The organism is Corynebacterium sp. DNF00584 (assembly GCF_001552965.1).
Taxonomy (GTDB): domain Bacteria; phylum Actinomycetota; class Actinomycetes; order Mycobacteriales; family Mycobacteriaceae; genus Corynebacterium; species Corynebacterium phoceense.
Map to the genome: position 1 here is coordinate 175978 of NZ_KQ959728.1, position 18072 is coordinate 194049.

The following is an 18072-nucleotide window of genomic DNA, read 5'->3' on the forward strand; positions in this document are numbered from 1 at the left end:
CCCGTCATGGCGATCATCGTCTTATCCCACGGTTCGCGGCACCCTGCCGCGGCCGGTGCAGTAGAGGAGCTCGCCCGGGCTACCGAAGATCTCACCGGCGAGGTCACCCGCGCCGCGTACTTGGACTTCACCGCGCCCACGCTTGCCGATGCCGCCCTCACGCTCGCCTTGGCCGGCGAGACGCAGGCAACGGTCGTGCCCTTGCTCTTTACTGAGGGCTACCACGCCCGCGTGGACGTGCCCACGGTTGCGGCGGAAGCCTCTGAGCTCACCGGCGTGGACTTGCGCGTCGCGCCCGTGCTGGGCACGGGTTCCGATATCGCGGCACTGCTTGCAGCTCGCGTGCACGATCCGAGCGCGCACCTCGTGATCTATTCCGTGGGTTCCTCGAATGCGCAGGCCAACGCCGCTGTCGAGCGGCTCGCGGTGCGCGTGGGGGATCTCACGGGGCAGTCGACCTCGTGCATCTTCGCCACGAAGGCGGCGGGCACCCCGTATGGCCTGGCCGGCGTGGATGCCCAGTGTGCGACGCATGGCAGCGCCGAGGTGCTCCCGCTCTTCGTCGCGCCGGGCCTGTTACTTGACCTGCTCGAGCCGCGCGGCGTGCATCGCATTGGAAAGACCTACGACGGCGGCGTTCCTGAGCCCCTCGGCGCGGCACTTGCGCCCATTGTCGCGGCCCGTGCGCGCGGTGGCGCCCCCGGGGTGGTCCATGCCCGTCACAGCGGACAAGTCGCCCCCGTGCGCTTCCCGTTGCGGGGCCACGCTACCTCTGTCACAGTAAGGAATTAATATGCGCACGCTTATTCTTATTGCACTGGCGGGCTTCGCCGCGCAACTGGTCGACGGTGGCATTGGTATGGGCTTTGGCGTCACGTCCACGACGGTGCTGTTGCTCGCGGGCCTTGGCCCTGCACAGGCGTCCGCCATCGTGCATGCGGCAGAGTTGGGCACCACGTTGGTCTCCGGTGCCTCCCATTGGCGCTTTGGCAACGTGCACTGGCCCACGGTGGTGCGCCTTGGCGTGCCCGGCGGCATTGCCGGATTCCTGGGAGCGACGGTCCTGTCGCGGATCTCCACGGATGCGGCGGCGCCGGTGACCGGGGCCATCCTCACTGCGATTGGCTGCAACCTCGTGTGGCGCTTCTCGCGCGGCCGCGTGCGCCGCGACCCTCAGGCCGGACGCATGCATTCGACGCCCTTCCTCATTGGGCTGGGCAGCGTGGGTGGCTTCGTCGACGCCACTGGTGGCGGCGGCTGGGGCCCGGTGTCCACGTCGACACTCATGGCGATCGGCCGCGAGCAGCCCCGTCGTATTGTGGGCACGGTGAGCGCCTCGGAGTTCCTCGTGACCTTGGGTGCGACGCTCGGCTTCGTGCTGGGACTGTGGGACGAGATCGTCGCGCACGCTGCGGCCGTCGCGGCTTTGCTCGTGGGTGGCGTTATCGCGGCGCCTATCGCAGCGTGGCTTATCTCGCGTATTAACCCGGTCGCGCTGGGCGGGGTGGTGGGCACGGCCATTGTCGTGCTCAACGTGCCCAAGGTCGTCGATGCGCCGGCGTGGGTCCTCGTGGTCCTCGGCGTGGTGGGTGTGACGCTCACCGTCCGCGGCACGCTGGCCTACCGGGCGGCGCGCAAGGAAGCGGATACCGCGGATCTCCACGGTGCGACCGTGGAGCCTGCGGCGGACGAGGGAGAAGACGACGCTGCGCGCGAGGGAGAAGACGACGCTGCGCGTGAGGGGGCATCGGCAAGCGCGCGGGAGTATGCCTACAGTCCGGCGACCTCGCCGATGACGTAAACGGCGGGCGGGGCGATGGCCTCGCCCTCCATGAGCGCGCCCAGGCCCTCGAGCGTGGTGCGGAAGGTGCGCTCACCCGACATGGTGCCCTCCTGAATGACGGCGACCGGGGTAGACCCGGGACGACCGCCAGCCAGGAGGGCCTCGGCGATTTTCCCGGCGTTCTTCACTCCCATGATGACGCTGAGCGTGGCGCCGGATCGGGCGAGCGCCTCCCAGTCCACGAGGGACTTGGGATGGCCGGGGGCGAGGTGGCCGGAGACGACCGTGAAGGCGTGGACGACGCCGCGCTGGGTGACGGGCACGCCTGCGAGCGCCGGGACGGAAATCGCGGAGGTGACGCCGGGGACGACCTCGCAGGCAAGGCCTGCGTTCGTGAGCGCCTGCAGCTCCTCGAAGCCGCGGCCGAAGACATAAGGATCGCCGCCCTTGAGACGCACGACGCGCTTGCCGGCGCGAGCGTGCTCGATGAGCAGCTCGTTGATCTTCTCCTGCGAGATGGATTTCCTATAGGGGAGCTTGGAAACATCGATGATCTCTTTATCGGAGGTATCGAGGAAATCCTCGAGCTGTGCGGCAGGCCCGAGGTGATCGGCGAGGATGACCTCTGCTTGCTCGAGCGCGCGCAGGCCACGGACGGTGATGAGGTCCCATGTGCCGGGGCCGCCGCCTACCAAAATCACAGGATATGTCATGGGAGATCAGTATAGGGTGGGGGACCATGAACACTTCGAACTGGGAGGACCGCCCCGAGCTGGGCGGTGACGGTTCTCACGAGGCTGCGGAGCCGGGATACTGGTCTGGTTCCAGCGACTATGACCCGGAAACCGTCCGCTTCTTCGACGTCGCGCACGAAGGCGCCCAGGTACGCGTCTTGTCGGGGGCAACCTCCGCCCTGGAATCCTTGCTCTTTGGTGCGACACCGCGCGCCGTCGTCCTGCTGCCCACGGACGCTGTGGCGCGCGCGTGCGCGCAATGTGTGGCGGACCAGCAGACCGGTGTTCCCGTTGTGGTGACGCAACAGCTGCCCGCCTTCGTGGGAGCACTCGACACAGTGGTCGTGCTGGGCGAGCGAGGCTCCTGTGACTGGGCCTCGCAGGCGCTGCTCACCGCCGCGCGGCGCGGTGCGCAGACCGTGTACTTGGGCCCTGCGCGCGGCCCGCTGGCCGAGGACGCTCGAGACGCAGAGGGCACGCTTATCATCGAGGCCCTGCCCACGGCCGAAGGAACCTCGCCCGCGCGCTATATCGCGGGACTGGAGGCTATCTTCCATGCCTTCCATCAGCCGGCGACGGTGACCACGGAGTACCTCGTGGGGCTGGCGGACGAGCTCGACCAGGAACTGGAGATGCTCTCCCCGGAGCGTGACGCGGCGGTCAACCCTGCGCGTGCGCTGCGCAACGCCGTGGAAGGAACGCACGTTATCCACACTGGCGGTGCCGTGGCGCAGGTCGCCGCGGCGCTGTGGGCAGCAGGCGGATTGGGCGGCACCTACGTCGAGCCGGAGCTGGTCCCGTCGGTGCTCGAGCGCCGCGCCGCGGAGAGCACGGGACAGGGCGCGGATCGCGCCGACCCGTTCTACGATCCCTTCCTTGACGGTCCGCCAATGGTACTGTCAAAGGTGCTTATCTGGGATGGCGCACCCGAGAGCCCGCAGGGCTTGGCGGGTGCCCCGAGTCAGGATTATCCTATGGCGTCGGTTGAAGAACCGGATTCCGCTGAATATTCCGGTTCCAGCGCATCAACGACGCCGCCCACGTATATCGCAGTCACGGCTTCTACGGCCGCAGCACATCCCTTGCAGTTGCTTGTGCGCGCCCTAGCCGCGACAGCTTTTCATGCCTCCGAGCACTAGCTCGGATTGAGAGGAGACTTCATGGACAAGATTGTCCCTGCCGCACGCCGCTATTCCTGGGGCTCACGGACGCTCATCCCCGAGCTCGTGGGCTCTGAGCCTTCGGGCCAGCCCCTCGCCGAGCTGTGGTACGGCGCCCACCCTGGGGATCCCTCGACGATCGCGGAGACGGGCGCGCGCCTTGACGAGGTCATCGACGCGGACCCGCGCAGTGTCGCACCGTGGGCCGGCGGCCTGCCGTTCCTCATGAAGATTTTGGCAGCAGACGACGTCTTGTCCTTGCAGGCGCACCCCTCACCGGAGCAGGCCGCGGAAGGCTTTGCCCGTGAGAATGCGTTGGGCATCGCGCTCGATGACGCGAAGCGCAACTACAAGGACGGCTCCCACAAGCCGGAGATCATCATTGCGCTCAGCCCCTTCTACGCCATGGCGGGCTTCCGCCCGCTGGCGCGCACGCGCGAGCTCTTCGCTGCTCTCGAGTGCCTGGAGCTCGACCGCTACCAGTCCATGCTTTCGCCGGAGGAGACCCCGGACGCGGAGGAAGGTAACCTGCGTGCGCTGTTTACGACGTGGATTACCATTCCCTCTGCCGCACGCCGCGAGCTCATCGACGCCATCGTCGCTGCGGCCCCGCGCGTGCCGGAAGGCTGGATGTCGCGCGTCATGGATACGGTCCTCCACATCAACGAGCAGTACCCGGGCGATATCGGCGTGCTGGGCGCGCTGTTGCTCAACCACATCGAGCTCGCGCCGGGCGAGGCTGTCTATCTCGACGCAGGCCAGCTCCACGCCTACGTCCACGGCCTCGGCGTGGAGGTCATGGCGAACTCGGATAACGTGCTGCGTGGCGGTTTGACGCCCAAGTACGTCGATGTGCCCGAGCTCGTCAAGGTCCTCAAATTCGCCGCGCTCGAGGAGCCGCGTGTGCACCCGCAACAGCTGGGCGATGGCCTTTCTGTGGCCGCCACGGTGGCCGAGGAATACATCACCCCGGCCGACGAGTTCACCGTCGACCGCTACGAGTTGCCGGCTGGTGCCACGGGCACGCTCAACCCCACCGGCCCGGCCATCGCGCTGTGCACGCACGGCACCGTGACGCTGGGTGAGACCTCTCTGGCTCCGGGCGAGGCCGCTTGGCTGCCCGTTACGGACGGTCCCGTCACGGTCACCGTTGACTCCGCTGCCGCCGCCCCGGCACAGCTCTTCGTCGCGCGCGCCTAGTTCGCGCCTCGTTCCGGTCGCGTACGGCGCCGCACACGCCCATGGCCCCGCTGCCTTTCCTTCGTTGACAACGAAGGAGACAGCGGGGCCGAATGCGTTCTTGGTGCGCGCTAGTTGGCCAGCTCCGTGGGCTCTTGCGGATCCGCCTGCGTGGTCGTGTGCACGCCGGTGGTCTCAGCGGTGGGGGAGTCAGCCGTGGGCTGTGGCGAGTCGGCGCTCGTGGGTTCGTTCGCCGGCGAGGTGTGGCCGTTCGTGGCGGTCGTCGGCGTGTCTTGCGTGCTTGTGGTCTCCGTGGGCTCGACCGGAGTGGTCTCGTCCGTCGAGGTAGCAGGCGTGTCCTCGTCACGCGTGGGGCCTTCTGCCGGCTTATCCGTGGGGATCTCAATGGTGGGCCGCGGCGTCGGCTGCTGTGACGTGGGCGCATGGGTGGGCGCCGGAGCCGGGTCATCAGACCTGGACGTGGAGTCGCGTGGGCTAGGCGCGGGGGCCGGCGCATTGGTGGGCAAGGTACCAATGGAAGTCGGCGCGCCCGGGTGCAGGTCGCCCGTCACCGCGGTGATGACAGTCGTGGGGGCCGCAGTCGCACCAGGCGCCATGGTGGCGGGAATCTGCGTCCGTGCCGAGGGGCCGCGGGTTGACGTGGGCAGGACGGTGCCGTCGCTGATATTGCCCGGGCGGTAATACGTGGTGGGGTTGGCATCCAGCTTCTTCGTGTTGAACACGGCGTTTGGTGCCAAGAAAGGGTCATCCGCCAGCGGTGCCACGTTGCGGCCAGACTTGCTGCTATCACCGGTTTCCGTGGCGTAGACGTGGTCGTGCACATCGTCACCCGCAGCTTGGGTGCTGCGTAGGTCTATGTCACCGGCGCCGACGGCCTCATTCATGGCAGGATCAGAGGAAGAGGACCCTGGGGTCCCGAGGCGCCACACAACTGCACCGATGCCGGCGGCAAGAAGCACACCGACAACGATGAAGATGAGCGCGCGGCGCGTATCGGCTTTCACCTGCGGTATTCCTCTCGTGACATGACTGTGGTAACAAGTTGGTAACGACAATACCATGGTCGCCGTCTGGCCTAGACCTTTGATAAAGGAGAGAATATGAGTACCTGGGATGAGCACATCCTCAGCTCTGACGTGAATACAGACTTCCTCGATGAGCTGGCCGACCTCGAAGATGAGGATATCGTGGAGGCCGTGCGTGACGCCGTTATGCTTGCTGCCAGCGGCGATGCCTCTGGTGACGAGGAAAGCAACGGCCTTGCTGCGGCGACGATCGCCGCCATTTGGGCCGGCGCGCCTTTTACGGCGGGGGAGATCATTACCGAATACCCGTTCATTCGTTCGCTCGCCGGTTCTGGCGACGAGGAACTACATGAAAAGGCTGCGGAGCTGCTGGAATCCGTTGAGGATGAGGTGGATCTCGAGCCCTTCACCGAGGCTTTGTCCTAGGGACCGCCGTGACACGGCGCGCGAGGGCGAATAGTCGCTCGGAGTGCGCCGGAGCGGGGATTACACCGCTGTATGCAGGGCAGAAGGCTGAACGCATGGGGGTGTCAACGTCTCTCGCGAGCTACCCCTCTGTGGCTCGAGGCTATCGCTGTACGCGGTGTCGTTGCGCCGTATAGTGCGGGGAGGATATCGCGCGCACGCTGAAAATGCCGCGCGCACGAATCCGCACGAAAGCTGTGCAGGAAAGCTGTGCAGGAAAGCTGTGCAGGACAACAGGGAAAGGAACGCCATGATTGTCGCCATCGAGGGAATCGACGGAGCGGGCAAGAACACTCTCGTCGGTCGCCTACGTGAGGCACTCGACGTGCCGGTGCGCGTCATCGCCTTCCCGCGCTACGAGGTGTCCATTCATGCGCAGCTCGCACGTGAGGCGCTCTATGGGCGCATGGGGGATATGACACAGTCGCCGTACGCCATGGCGACGCTTTTTGCGCTCGACCGCTGTGGCGCGCGCGACGACATCGCGCCGCGCGACGGGGAGCTGGTCATACTCGACCGCTACGTCGCGTCGAACGCTGCGTACTCCTCCGCGCGCCTGGGCGGCGCCGAAGGCAACCCTGAAGTCGTGCAGTGGGTCTACGATCTGGAGTTCGGCCGCTTGAAGCTTCCGCACCCGGACCTGCAGATCTTCTTGGACACGGACGTGGCTCTCGCAGCCGAGCGTGCCGCGGGTCGCGCCGCACAGGACGCGACGCGCGCTAAGGACGAATACGAAAAAGACGACGCGCTGCAGGCGCATACGGCCGCAGCCTACCGGCGCCTGGCCGCCGCAGAGTGGGGCGGGCCGTGGCTTGTGACCAGCGATGCCGACCGCGTCATCGAGGCCGTGCGCGCGCTTTTCGGCGCTGGCAGCGAGGACGCGATCTAGGCGGCCCTGAAAGTCCCAGCATGGGGAAGGCACGCGCGCCGCTCATCGCGCGGGGCGCTCCGATCCGACATACTGGGTAGGAAACGCTGCATGCCCTCAGTGTGCGACCACGCCGGTTGGCGGGAGGTCGCGTGCCACTGTGGGTGGGCAGTGCGGGATAGAGGCGCTGTGCAGGCAGCGCCACATTTGAGAAGGAGACGAGGTTTACTGTGGCCCCTAAGATTTTGGTCGTCGACGATGATCCGGCAATCTCGGAAATGCTCACTATCGTCCTGGAATCGGAGGGGCTTGAGCCCATTGCCGTGACCGACGGCGCGCAGGCCGTACCGGCCTTTGAGGAGCACCAGCCGGACCTCATTTTGCTCGACCTTATGCTCCCCGGCATGAATGGCGTGGATATCTGCCGCGCCATCCGCCGCACCTCCTCAGTGCCGATCGTCATGCTTACCGCGAAGACGGACACCGTCGACGTCGTGCTGGGCCTTGAGTCCGGCGCGGATGACTACATCACCAAGCCCTTCAAGCCGAAGGAGCTCGTCGCCCGTATCCGCGCCCGCCTGCGCCGCACGGAGTCGACCTCCCAGGAGCTCATCGAGGTCGGCGACCTCATCATCGACGTCCCGGAGCACACCGTCCGCCGCGTCGATGGGGAGGAAATCTCGCTTACGCCGCTCGAGTTCGATCTGCTCCTTGAGATGGCCCGCAAGCCCGGCCAGGTTCACACCCGCGAGGAACTGCTCGAGTCCGTGTGGGGCTACCGCCATGCTTCGGACACGCGCCTTGTCAACGTCCACGTCCAGCGCCTGCGCGCCAAGATCGAGCACGATCCGGAAGACCCGCAGATCGTCCTCACCGTGCGCGGCGTGGGCTATAAGACCGGCAAGGTCGGTGCCGGTGCAGCTGGGGAGTAAATCATTCTCACTCGCTTAAGCCGGATCAAGGACCGGTTCCTCGACTCGTGGCGCTCCTCCCTGCAGGTGCGCTTCATTGGCATGATTTTGGCCGCCTCCTCGGTGGTCATGCTCATTCTTGCCTACGCGCTCATTTCCGTCCTCACACAGCGGCTCATCGACCAGAAGCTGTCCGCGGCAGAGCAGGAAATCGATCGCGCCCGCATCACGGTCGAGCAGCAGATCAGCGCCACCGGAACCGGCAATTCCGTGCAGGTGCGCATCAATTCGGCGCGCGCGTCGCTCACCCAGCTTGGCTCGGATGGCGAGTCCCACGCGGCCTTCGAGCCCGTCATCGTTGTCCAGAACTCGGACGGCACGCAGACCACCTCGCCCGAGGGGTACCGCATCCCAGATAACTTGCGCAGCCTCGTCGCCCAGGACCAGATCGCGTATCAATTCACGAATATCGATCAGGCCAACGGTGGCAACTACAACGCGCTCGTCATGGGTACCCCGGCACACGCGGATATCCCCGGCACGCAGGTCTACATCGTGCTGTCCATGGAGTCCGAGGAATCCACGATGGCGCTCATGCGCGGCCTTCTGTCTGCCGCCGCCGTCGTGGTCGTCGTCCTCCTCGTCGGCATTGCCTGGCTGGCCACCCAGCAAGTCATCGCGCCGGTGCGCTCGGCCTCGCGCATTGCCCAGCGCCTTGCCGCCGGCCACCTGCGGGAGCGCATGGTCGTTGAGGGCGAGGATGAGATGGGCCGCCTTGCGTCGTCCTTCAACGACATGGCCGAGAAGCTGTCCAAACAAATTACGCAGCTTGAGGAGTACGGCAACCTGCAACGCCAGTTCACCTCGGACGTCTCGCACGAGCTGCGTACGCCGCTCACCACGGTGCGCATGGCCGCGGACCTCATTGCGGCGGACGCTGACTCGCTCGAGCCGCACACGCGCCGTGCGACGGAGCTTATGACCCGCGAGCTTGACCGCTTCGAGGCGCTGCTCGCGGACCTCCTGGAGATTTCCCGCCACGACGCTGGCGTCGCGGATCTGTCTAAGGCCCAGCTCGACGCCCGCAGCTGCGTCGACTCCGCCTGGCAGCAGACCTCGCATCTGGCCGAGGAACTCGGCGTCGAGGTGCGCTTCCACGTCCCAGACGACCCGGTCACGGTCGAGGGCGACTCGCGCCGCATCGAGCGCATCCTGCGCAACCTGCTCGCCAACGCCATCGACCACTCGGAGGGCAACCCCGTTGACGTCGATATCGCGGAGACCGAGGACGCCGTGGGCATCGCCGTCACGGACCACGGCGTGGGTCTCAAGGACGGCCAAGAAGAGCTCGTCTTCAATCGCTTCTGGCGTGCCGATGCCTCGCGCGTGCGCCACTCCGGCGGCACGGGCTTGGGCCTTGCCATCGCGCGCGAGGACGCCGTCCTCCATGGTGGCTCGCTCGATGCCACGGGCATCTTCGGCGTCGGCTCCCGCTTCCGCCTTATCCTGCCGCGTACCCCAAGCGCCGAGATTGACCATGATCCCATCGCCCTCGAGCTGCCGTCTGTGCAGGCCGAGCTTGCCGATGCCCCCTCCGACGGCTCGGCCGAGGGCTCCACGCTGCAGGCCACGGCGTCAGCCGCCTCAGCCAGCGCCGACCTCGACGACGAGGAGCCCGAGTCTCCCGGCCAGATGCGGAAGCCGGAAACGCTGGCGGAGAAGGCGACCCGATCCGAGGAGGAGAGCGAATGATAGTGTTCCCCAACCCGCGCCACCGCACGTCGCTTTACCGTCCGGCACGCACCGTGTTGGCAGTGGCTAGCGTCGTGGCCCTTGCTGGCTGCTCGACGCTGCCGTCGAATACCGCGCCGCAGGTGCTGCGTTCTTTTGCCCCTCAGCAAGAAGCCGTGCCCGTGGTTGGTCCGCAGCCGGACCAGGAGCCGGACCTGCTGCTTCGTGACTTCTATCGTGCCTCGGCCATCCCCAGTGGCGACTATGCCGCGGCACGCGCCTTCCTCACGGATGATGCCACGCAGTCCTGGGATCCCCGGGGCTCGGTGCTTCTCGTTGACGCCATCGACTTGAACTCCGCGTCTGCGGCAGCCGAAGCCGACACCGAGGAGCGCGCCTTCGCCGTGCGTGGCAACGTCATCGGGTCACTTGAGGACGGCGGCGCCTACCGCGCGGAAAATGGCGCCTATGAGGCGACGGTGAAGATGAAGATGGTGGATGGGCAATGGCGTATCTCCGATCTCCCCGCCGGCGTCGTCATCGAACGCAACGAGCTGCGCAATCAGTACCAACCCGAAAGCCTTTACTTCTTCGACCGCGACCAGCGCTCGCTCATCTCGGACCGCCGTTGGGTATTCTCCGGCAGCGACGCCTTGGACTCGCAGCTCATCACGCTGCTCATGCAAGGCCCGTCTGCTACGCTCGCGCCCGCCGTGACCACGCTCACGGGCAACGACGCGGCCTTCGCCGGCATCGAGGACGGTGCTTACCGCTTTACTGGCCTGAGCGGTCTCGATGAAGAAGAGCGCGTGCACTTTGCCGCGGAGCTCGTGTGGACGCTGTCTAACGCGGGCGTCGCGGGCCCGTACAAGGTCATCGCCGATGGCGCCGCCCTCGTCCCGGGCATGGTCGAGATGACCACGGATGACTTTGCCGAGTACAACCCGCGCGCAGCGGCGACCGAGGCTAGCAACCTTTACGCCCTCAACGGCGGCAATATTTTGAGCGTTACCGGCACCATCGCCACTCCGGTGGGCGGCTTAATGGGGCGCAGCGGCCGACTCGAATCTGCGGAAATCTCGACGGAGGGCACCGTCGCGGCTGTCACGCAGCTCGGCGACGGTAAGTCGCAGCTGCTGATGGGCGATCTCGATGGCACGCCGCAGCGTTCCGTGGAAGCGGACACCATCTCGCGGCCGTCCTTCGAAAACAGCGGCGAGGCCGCCTGGGCCGTCGTCGACGGCAAACGTGTCTCGCGCTTCGTGCAGTCCTCCGCTACGGGCCGCATCGTCGAAACCGAAGTCGATACATCGGCGCTCGACGATATCGACGGCGAAATCTCCGTGTTGCGTCTGTCTACCTCAGGTGCGCGCGTCGCGCTCATCATCGGCGGCAAGATCTACACCGGCGTGACCGTGCGCGAGGACGGCGGCGCCCACCGCATTGCGAACGTCACGGAAATCGCCAGCGAGTTGCGCGGCATGGCCCTGTCCCTCGACTGGCAGCCGGATGGCTCCCTCGTCGTGGGCACCTCGAGCCCCGACACTCCGGTGTGGCGCGTCGAGCAGGACGGCTCCGCTGTGTCCACGTTGCCCAGCGGCAATATCACGGCGCCGGTCGTCTCCGTCGCCGCGACGCAGACGACCATCTTCGCCACGGATGCACACGCCACGCTGCAGGTCTCCGCGGAAGATTCCACCTCCGCCTTCTGGCGCGAGGTCCCCGGCCTCCAAGGCATGCGCTCGGCGCCCATTGTCGCGAAGTAGCGCTTCGTCGCGCTCGGGCACCCCGAAACCCTGGCTGCGGCTCCCATGCGTTCAGCGCGCGCATGGTGGGCTTTTGGCCTAGTCTTGCGGGCAGCAGAAGAATTCATGGGGTGAAGGATCATGGGGTGATGATTGGTGCTGGGGAATCTTCTTTCGGGGCTGGGGGAGTTGGTCATCCCGCGCTCGTGCGCGGGCTGCGGTGCGGCGGGCGATGTGTTGTGCGGACCGTGTCGGGAGAAGCTGCGCGCCACGCCGCGGCTTATCAGTCACCGTCCTCGTACCCTAGGTATGCCGGTCTTCGCGTTGGGGCCGTACGACCGCATGCGCCGGTCACTCATCGTGGCGATGAAGGAATACAACAATCAGACGGTGCGTGCCTACGTGGGTGCCGTGCTGGCGGCCGCTCTTCGGTACCTTCACGCACGAGGTGAGATTCCCCACGAGCTCGTGCTCGTTCCCGCGCCCACACGCGTGCGCTCTGCACGCCAGCGCGGCGGCGACCCGGTGCTCCATATGTGCGAGCATGCTGCGCGTACGCTCGCCGAGGCGCCGGGTGCCGGGCTACGCGTGCAGGTGCTGGCGTGCCTGCGTATTCGCTCCTCGGCCGCGGATCAGTCCCGTCTTGACGCGGATGCGCGCTGGGAGAATATGGCCCATGCCATCGAGCTGCGTCCGAGCAGCCGCGCGCAGCTGCGCGGGGCGCACGTCGTGCTGGTCGACGATGTCGTGACAACGGGTGCGACGTTGGCGGCATCGGCAAGCGCTGTGCGTGGCGCGGGGGCCCTCGTTCGGGCAGGGCTGACGCTGGCAGACGCCTGAAAGCACCGAATGGTGGCACCCGATAGGGGGATCCGTGAAAGCCATGTTATGACCACTGCTACAATGAGGGGTGTCACAAAGAGTTCCACCTAAATGGCCGAGTCACAGAACTTGGTGCAGGAATTCCGGTACTCATCCGGGACGTTTGCCGCAGGTGGAGGTCTCGTGGTTCATAGTTTGTCCCCATCTACTAGGGAGGAAGTCAATGACCAACCCACAGGTCGAGTCCAATGCACAGGTCACCATCACTGGTCGTAACGTCGAGGTTCCTGAGCACTTCGCAGAACGCGTGAAGAGCAAGCTGGCCAAGATTGAGCGCCTCGATCCCACGCTGACCTTCTTCCATGTGGAGCTGCAGCACGAGCCGAACCCACGTCGCGACGCCGAGGCAGAGCGCCTGCAGATCACCGCGACTGGCAAGGGCCACTTGGCTCGCGCCGAGGCTAAGGAGGACTCGTTCTACGCTGCGCTGGAGACCGCTTTGGCAAAGATGGAGCGCTCCCTGCGTAAGGTCAAGGTCCGCCGCGAGAAGGTCAAGTCCGGCCACCGCGCTCAGAAGGGCACCGGCGAGCTCGCAGCTGAGTTCGTTGCCGAGCAGGAAGCTGCCGCTAAGGCTGCACAGCAGGATCGCTACGTCGATCCGTACGCTGAGACCATTGAGGAGCAGCGTCCGGGCCAGATCGTTCGTACCAAGGTGCACGCCGCTGTTCCGATGAGCGTCGACGATGCCCTGTCCGAGATGGAGCTGGTTGGCCACGACTTCTACCTCTTCATCGACGAAGAGACCCAGCGTCCGTCCGTCGTCTACCGCCGCCACGCGTACGACTACGGCATCATCTCGCTGAGCGACGAGGTTGAGGCTGACAAGTAAGTCACCCTTCAATTCCTACCGCCCGTTTCCGGCACCACGCCGGGGCGGGCGGTAGTCTAGTTTTCGTTGTTTGCTGCGGCCCGTTCCGGTCGCCGCGATCCACGGCCCCGCGGCGTACCGTACCGCTCGCGCAGGGCCGGCACTCCATGCGCGTATAATCGCATGGAAGTTAACTATTTTTTGCCGCGACAAGAAGGACTTTTTACGTGTTTGGACTCTCCAAGCTGCTGCGCGCCGGTGAAGGACGCACCGTCAAGCGTCTCGACAAGATGGCACAGCAGGTCATGGACCTTGATGAGCAGTACTCCGCACTGACCGATGAAGAGCTCAAGGCAAAGACCGATGAGTTCAAGCAGAAGCTGGCGGACGGCGCGGAGCTCAACGATATCCTCCTCGACGCCTTCGCCACCGTGCGTGAGGCTGCCTGGCGCGTGCTCGACCAGAAGCATTACAAGGTGCAGATCATGGGCGGTGCCGCCCTGCACTTCGGCAACGTCGCCGAGATGCGCACCGGTGAGGGCAAGACCCTGACCTCGCTGCTGCCGGCTTACCTCAATGCACTTGAGGGTAAGGGTGTTCACATCGTCACGGTCAACGACTACCTGGCTAAGCGTGACGCGGAAATGATGGGCCGTGTCCACCGCTGGCTCGGTCTGTCCGTGGGTGTCATCCTCTCTGAGATGCGCCCGAATGAGCGCAAGGAAGCCTACGCTTGCGACATCACGTACGGTACGAACAACGAGCTGGGCTTCGACTACCTGCGCGACAACATGGTTCGCACGAAGAACGACATCGTTCAGCGCGGCCACAACTTCTGCATCGTCGATGAGGTGGACTCTATCCTGATCGATGAGGCGCGTACCCCGCTCATTATTTCTGGCCCGACGGATACGAACTCCCAGTTCTTTAACGTCTTCGCACAGCTTACGCCGCGTATGCGTGAAGGCATTCACTACGAGGTCGACCACAAGAAGCGCACCGTGGGTGTGCTCGAGGAAGGCGTCGAGTTCGTCGAGGATCAGCTCGGTATCGACAACCTCTACGCTCCGGAGCACTCGCAGCTCGTGTCCTACCTCAACAACGCGCTCAAGGCTAAGGAGCTCTTCGAGCGCGACAAGGACTACATCGTCCGCAACGGCGAGGTCCTCATTGTTGACTCCTTCACCGGCCGTGTCCTGGCTGGCCGTCGCTATAACGAGGGCATGCACCAGGCCATCGAGGCCAAGGAAGGCGTCGAGATTAAGAACGAGAACCAGACTCTCGCAACCGTCACGCTGCAGAACTACTTCCGTCTTTACGACAAGATCTCTGGCATGACCGGTACCGCTGAGACCGAGGCTGCCGAGCTGCATTCCACCTACGGTCTCGACGTTGTGCCGGTGCCGACCAACCGTCCGAACCAGCGTATTGACCACTCGGACCGCATCTACAAGACACAGGAAGCGAAGTTCGCAGCCGTCGTCGACGACATCGTCGAGCACGTCGAGGCCGGCCAGCCGGTCCTCGTCGGTACTACCTCCGTCGAGCGTTCCGAGTACCTGTCGCAACTGCTCAAGCGTCGCGGCATCGAGCACTCCGTTCTTAACGCAAAGCACCACGAAGAAGAAGGCAAGATCGTTGCCCGCGCTGGCCGCCCGGGCACCGTCACTGTCGCGACCAACATGGCCGGCCGCGGTACCGATATCGTGCTGGGTGGTAACCCGGAAGTTATCCTCGACGACAAGCTACGCGAGCGCGGACTTGACCCGTTCGAGGATGCAGAGCGCTACCAGGAAGCGTGGGACGCCGAGATCGAGGAAGAGAAGGCTCGTTCCAAGCGCCTCGGCGACGAGGTGCGTGAGGCCGGCGGTCTCTACGTCCTTGGCACGGAGCGTCACGAGTCCCGCCGTATCGACAATCAGCTGCGTGGTCGTTGTGGCCGCCAGGGCGACCCGGGCGAGACCCGTTTCTACCTGTCCATGCGCGACGAGCTCATGGTCCGCTTCGTGGGTCAGTCCATGGAGAACATGATGAACCGTCTTAACGTCCCAGACGACGTTCCGATTGAGGCAAAGATGGTCTCCAACTCCATCAAGGGCGCACAGGCGCAGGTGGAGAACCAGAACTTCGAAATGCGTAAGAACGTCCTCAAGTACGACGAAGTGCTCAACGAGCAGCGCAAGGTTGTCTACGGTGAGCGTTACCGCATTCTCGACGCGGGCGACATCAAGGACAATATCCGCAAGATGATCGACGAGACCATCTCCGCGTACGTTGCTGGTGCCACCGCCACCGGCTACGTCGAGGACTGGAACCTCGAAGAGCTGTGGAACGCCCTTGAGTCCCTCTACGGCCCCTCCATGGATTACCAGTCGCTCATCGACGGCACCGAGTACGGCTCCGCCGGCGAGCTCACTGCTGAGCAGCTGCGCCAGGCTCTCGTGGACGACGCAAACGCCCAGTACGACCAGCTCGAAGAGGCTATCACCGCCATCGGCGGCGAGTCGCAGATGCGCAACACCGAGCGCATGATCATCCTGCCGATCATCGACCAGAAGTGGCGCGAGCACCTCTACGAGATGGATTACCTCAAGGAGGGCATTGGACTGCGTGCCATGGCCCAGCGCGATCCGCTCGTTGAGTACCAGAAGGAAGGCGGCGACATGTTCAATGCCATGAACGACGCTGTCAAGGAAGAGACCGTCCGCCAGCTGTTTATGCTGCGCAAGCAGTTTGCACAGCAGCAGGCCCAGGCCGCCGCTGAGGGCGACGGTACCGTTCAGGCCTAAGGCGCATAGCTGGCGAGCGCCGCCAGTCACCCACAACACCCCGCACGGAGTTCCAAGAACATCCGTGCGGGGTGCTTCTTTACGCGCAGCACGCACGCCGATCCAGCGCACACACCCCAGGCCGTGTGGTCTGGGGTTTGGTGAGGGGCTTAATAATAAAAGGGGCTGAGGCCCTAGAACAGTTATGTCCATGAGGTTTTGGACTCCAAGTTCAAAACCTCATGGACATAACATCGCTGAGCTAGACTGCGGGCGCGCACGGCGGCATCGGCAGCTTAAATGAGCCGGAACGATGTGAGGGCCTCACCGTCGTAGCGACCCGTAAACGCATGCCGATTGCCGCCCATCGAGGCCGAGCCGAAGTACTCGCCACTGGGCTGGCAGTGGAGCGAGAGTAGCTGGCAGCCGATGGCGCGCTGCGAGCGGCCGCGGGACCAGGCGCGGATGTGGAGCATCACGGCGGCGCTGAAGCGGTCATTGTTGAGATGCGTGAGTGGGCGAAGGCCAGCGGCAGCCTCGAGGACTATGTGAACCAATTCGAGGGTGCGCCGACGCGTCCGGTCCTCATCGGGAGGAGCCGCGCGGTTATAGTGCACGGGGTCGGGTGGCACGTAGACGCGCAGGTGTGTGAACCCGGGGATGGGGGCGTACATGTCGTTCTCCAGGGATATCCGGGGAGGAAATCGGTGGGAAAGGAAGAGACGAGTACATGCGTGATGGTTAACCGACATCATGCCATGAAACTGCCGTCCACGCAGTAGCTGTATATTTGCTGGCTGTTTCCTGTAAGGGGTGGCGGCGCGCAGGGGATTTGTCCGTTATACTGCGTGTAGTCAAGTGCTCCGAATGCGGCGAGCCAGGTCCGTGCCACGGTATGGGCTGGTCGCGGCGGCGTGTAGCACCGTTTAGATCTCTTGGGAGGAATACTCACAACTATGCGCGGACTCATCGTTGATTTCGTGGGCGTCCTAGACGGCGCTGAGGAAGAAGTAAAGCGCTGGCGCACCCTGCTCGCCGCTGCTAAGTCGAACGGTGTTGCCACCGCCATCTTGTCCAACGACCCGGGTGGAGCCGGTGCCGAGCACATCCGCGAGTGGGAATACCGCGGCTTCGTGGATGCCGTTGTTCTCTCCGGCGAGGTCGGCGCAGATAAGCCGGAGCGCGGTGCGTTCCAGGCTGCGGCGGACGCCATCGCTCTTCCGCTCAACGACTGCGTCATGGTGGACGACTCCATCCTCAACGTCCGCGCCGCCGTGGACTTCGGCATGGTGGGCATGCTCTACACGGTTTTTGACCGCACCTCGGTGGAAATCCAGGCCGTCTTCGACATTGAGGGCGAATTCTAGTGGCAGCGAAGACCGAGCGCGTCTACGTTCCTGCGACGTTTGGAATGCTTACGGAGCTCAAAGAGAATGGCAAGCTCGCCGCGCGCAGCGGCTGGGGCTTCGCCGTGACGCCGGCGCTCCAGGAGTTCTACACGGAGGGCGACGAGGAAGAGATCGCCTACTCCGCGTACCAGGAAGCGGCGATGAGCTCGCTGCGCCTGCTGGCCATCGGTGATGAGACGGACTTCCCGCACCGCCGCGTGGTCATCTCCCTCGACGTTCCCGTCGAGTGTGTGCACCCGCAGCCGGACATGGGCGAGGCCGTGGTCAAGCTCGAGCCCGCGATTTTTACCCCGGAGCAGCTCGCCGCGATCCACGTCGATATTGAGGAGTCCGAAGAAGCAACGAAGAAAGCCGTGGAGCTTATCGATGCCGCCGATCTCGGCGACGAGGATGCCGAGCTCGCCGTTGGTGATGCCCTGGACAACTTCATGGCGTTCTACGACCCGTCGGAGCTGCCTTTCCTCGTGGAACTGCTCTAATCGAGTCGCGCTGACGCGAAGATTTATTTACCTCGCGGACCTGCACCTGCAGGTCCGCGTTCTTGATCTGGTGTGATGCGGGGGATAGTCTGGCTCCAGATTTC

The 18072-nt window shown here is 64.8% G+C and carries 17 protein-coding genes; 14 read left to right on the forward strand and 3 right to left on the reverse strand.

Annotation, left to right across the window (positions count from 1 at the left end):
• Window positions 1-6 precede the first annotated feature (6 nt).
• Together HMPREF0307_RS01215 and HMPREF0307_RS01220 are read left to right on the forward strand one after the other, a co-directional pair.
• Window positions 7-792 carry a sirohydrochlorin chelatase gene (locus HMPREF0307_RS01215; protein WP_066485362.1) on the forward strand — a complete coding sequence of 262 codons (786 nt, stop codon included), beginning with the start codon at window positions 7-9 and terminating at the stop codon, window positions 790-792.
• A gap of 1 nt (window position 793) precedes the next feature.
• On the forward strand, window positions 794-1801 hold the full coding sequence (locus HMPREF0307_RS01220; protein ID WP_082723164.1) for a sulfite exporter TauE/SafE family protein: 1008 nt from the start codon (window positions 794-796) through the stop codon (window positions 1799-1801).
• Here HMPREF0307_RS01220 and cobA read toward each other — a convergent pair.
• Window positions 1771-2496: a uroporphyrinogen-III C-methyltransferase gene (gene cobA, locus HMPREF0307_RS01225; protein ID WP_082723165.1), complete on the reverse strand. Its 726-nt coding sequence runs from the start codon at window positions 2494-2496 to the stop codon at window positions 1771-1773. The genes HMPREF0307_RS01220 and cobA overlap by 31 nt on opposite strands.
• Window positions 2497-2522: 26 nt before the next feature.
• Between cobA and HMPREF0307_RS01230 the strand changes: the two genes are divergently transcribed.
• A complete protein-coding gene (locus HMPREF0307_RS01230; protein WP_066485377.1) occupies window positions 2523-3656 on the forward strand; it encodes a hypothetical protein in 1134 nt (377 codons plus the stop codon).
• A gap of 21 nt (window positions 3657-3677) precedes the next feature.
• Window positions 3678-4877: a mannose-6-phosphate isomerase, class I gene (gene manA / locus HMPREF0307_RS01235; protein ID WP_066485381.1), complete on the forward strand. Its 1200-nt coding sequence runs from the start codon at window positions 3678-3680 to the stop codon at window positions 4875-4877.
• Between the two features lie 110 nt (window positions 4878-4987).
• Here the strand turns inward: manA and HMPREF0307_RS01240 are convergent, their stop codons facing one another.
• Window positions 4988-5881 (reverse strand): hypothetical protein, encoded by an 894-nt coding sequence (locus HMPREF0307_RS01240; protein WP_066485388.1) that lies wholly within the window; start codon window positions 5879-5881, stop codon window positions 4988-4990.
• 96 nt (window positions 5882-5977) lie between these two features.
• On the opposite strand from HMPREF0307_RS01240, the gene HMPREF0307_RS01245 reads away from it, so the two are divergent.
• From HMPREF0307_RS01245 to secA, 8 genes are all read left to right on the forward strand, one after another.
• Complete coding sequence (locus tag HMPREF0307_RS01245; RefSeq protein ID WP_066485392.1) at window positions 5978-6328, forward strand: DUF4259 domain-containing protein; 351 nt, start codon at window positions 5978-5980, stop codon at window positions 6326-6328.
• A 289-nt stretch (window positions 6329-6617) separates the two neighbouring features.
• A complete protein-coding gene (locus HMPREF0307_RS01250) occupies window positions 6618-7256 on the forward strand; it encodes a dTMP kinase (RefSeq protein WP_066485393.1) in 639 nt (212 codons plus the stop codon).
• A 209-nt stretch (window positions 7257-7465) separates the two neighbouring features.
• Window positions 7466-8167, forward strand: coding sequence for an MtrAB system response regulator MtrA (gene mtrA / locus HMPREF0307_RS01255; protein WP_066485394.1), 702 nt, complete (start codon window positions 7466-7468; stop codon window positions 8165-8167).
• Between the two features lie 81 nt (window positions 8168-8248).
• Window positions 8249-9898: an MtrAB system histidine kinase MtrB gene (gene mtrB / locus HMPREF0307_RS01260; protein WP_082723172.1), complete on the forward strand. Its 1650-nt coding sequence runs from the start codon at window positions 8249-8251 to the stop codon at window positions 9896-9898.
• On the forward strand, window positions 9895-11643 hold the full coding sequence (lpqB, locus tag HMPREF0307_RS01265; RefSeq protein ID WP_066485411.1) for an MtrAB system accessory lipoprotein LpqB: 1749 nt from the start codon (window positions 9895-9897) through the stop codon (window positions 11641-11643). The genes mtrB and lpqB overlap by 4 nt, the downstream gene beginning before the upstream one ends.
• 288 nt (window positions 11644-11931) lie before the next feature.
• On the forward strand, window positions 11932-12462 hold the full coding sequence (locus HMPREF0307_RS01270) for a ComF family protein (RefSeq protein WP_230384196.1): 531 nt from the start codon (window positions 11932-11934) through the stop codon (window positions 12460-12462).
• A 205-nt stretch (window positions 12463-12667) separates the two neighbouring features.
• A complete protein-coding gene (gene hpf, locus HMPREF0307_RS01275) occupies window positions 12668-13333 on the forward strand; it encodes a ribosome hibernation-promoting factor, HPF/YfiA family (protein ID WP_066485415.1) in 666 nt (221 codons plus the stop codon).
• 206 nt (window positions 13334-13539) lie between these two features.
• Window positions 13540-16101: a preprotein translocase subunit SecA gene (gene secA, locus HMPREF0307_RS01280; RefSeq protein WP_066485424.1), complete on the forward strand. Its 2562-nt coding sequence runs from the start codon at window positions 13540-13542 to the stop codon at window positions 16099-16101.
• Between the two features lie 275 nt (window positions 16102-16376).
• Here the strand turns inward: secA and HMPREF0307_RS01285 are convergent, their stop codons facing one another.
• Window positions 16377-16754 carry a hypothetical protein gene (locus HMPREF0307_RS01285; RefSeq protein WP_066485427.1) on the reverse strand — a complete coding sequence of 126 codons (378 nt, stop codon included), beginning with the start codon at window positions 16752-16754 and terminating at the stop codon, window positions 16377-16379.
• A gap of 282 nt (window positions 16755-17036) precedes the next feature.
• Between HMPREF0307_RS01285 and HMPREF0307_RS01290 the strand changes: the two genes are divergently transcribed.
• Window positions 17037-17447 (forward strand): HAD family hydrolase, encoded by a 411-nt coding sequence (locus HMPREF0307_RS01290; protein ID WP_066485435.1) that lies wholly within the window; start codon window positions 17037-17039, stop codon window positions 17445-17447.
• Window positions 17448-17491: 44 nt separating this feature from the next.
• Complete coding sequence (locus tag HMPREF0307_RS01295) at window positions 17492-17968, forward strand: DUF6912 family protein (protein WP_066485612.1); 477 nt, start codon at window positions 17492-17494, stop codon at window positions 17966-17968.
• Window positions 17969-18072 lie beyond the last annotated feature (104 nt).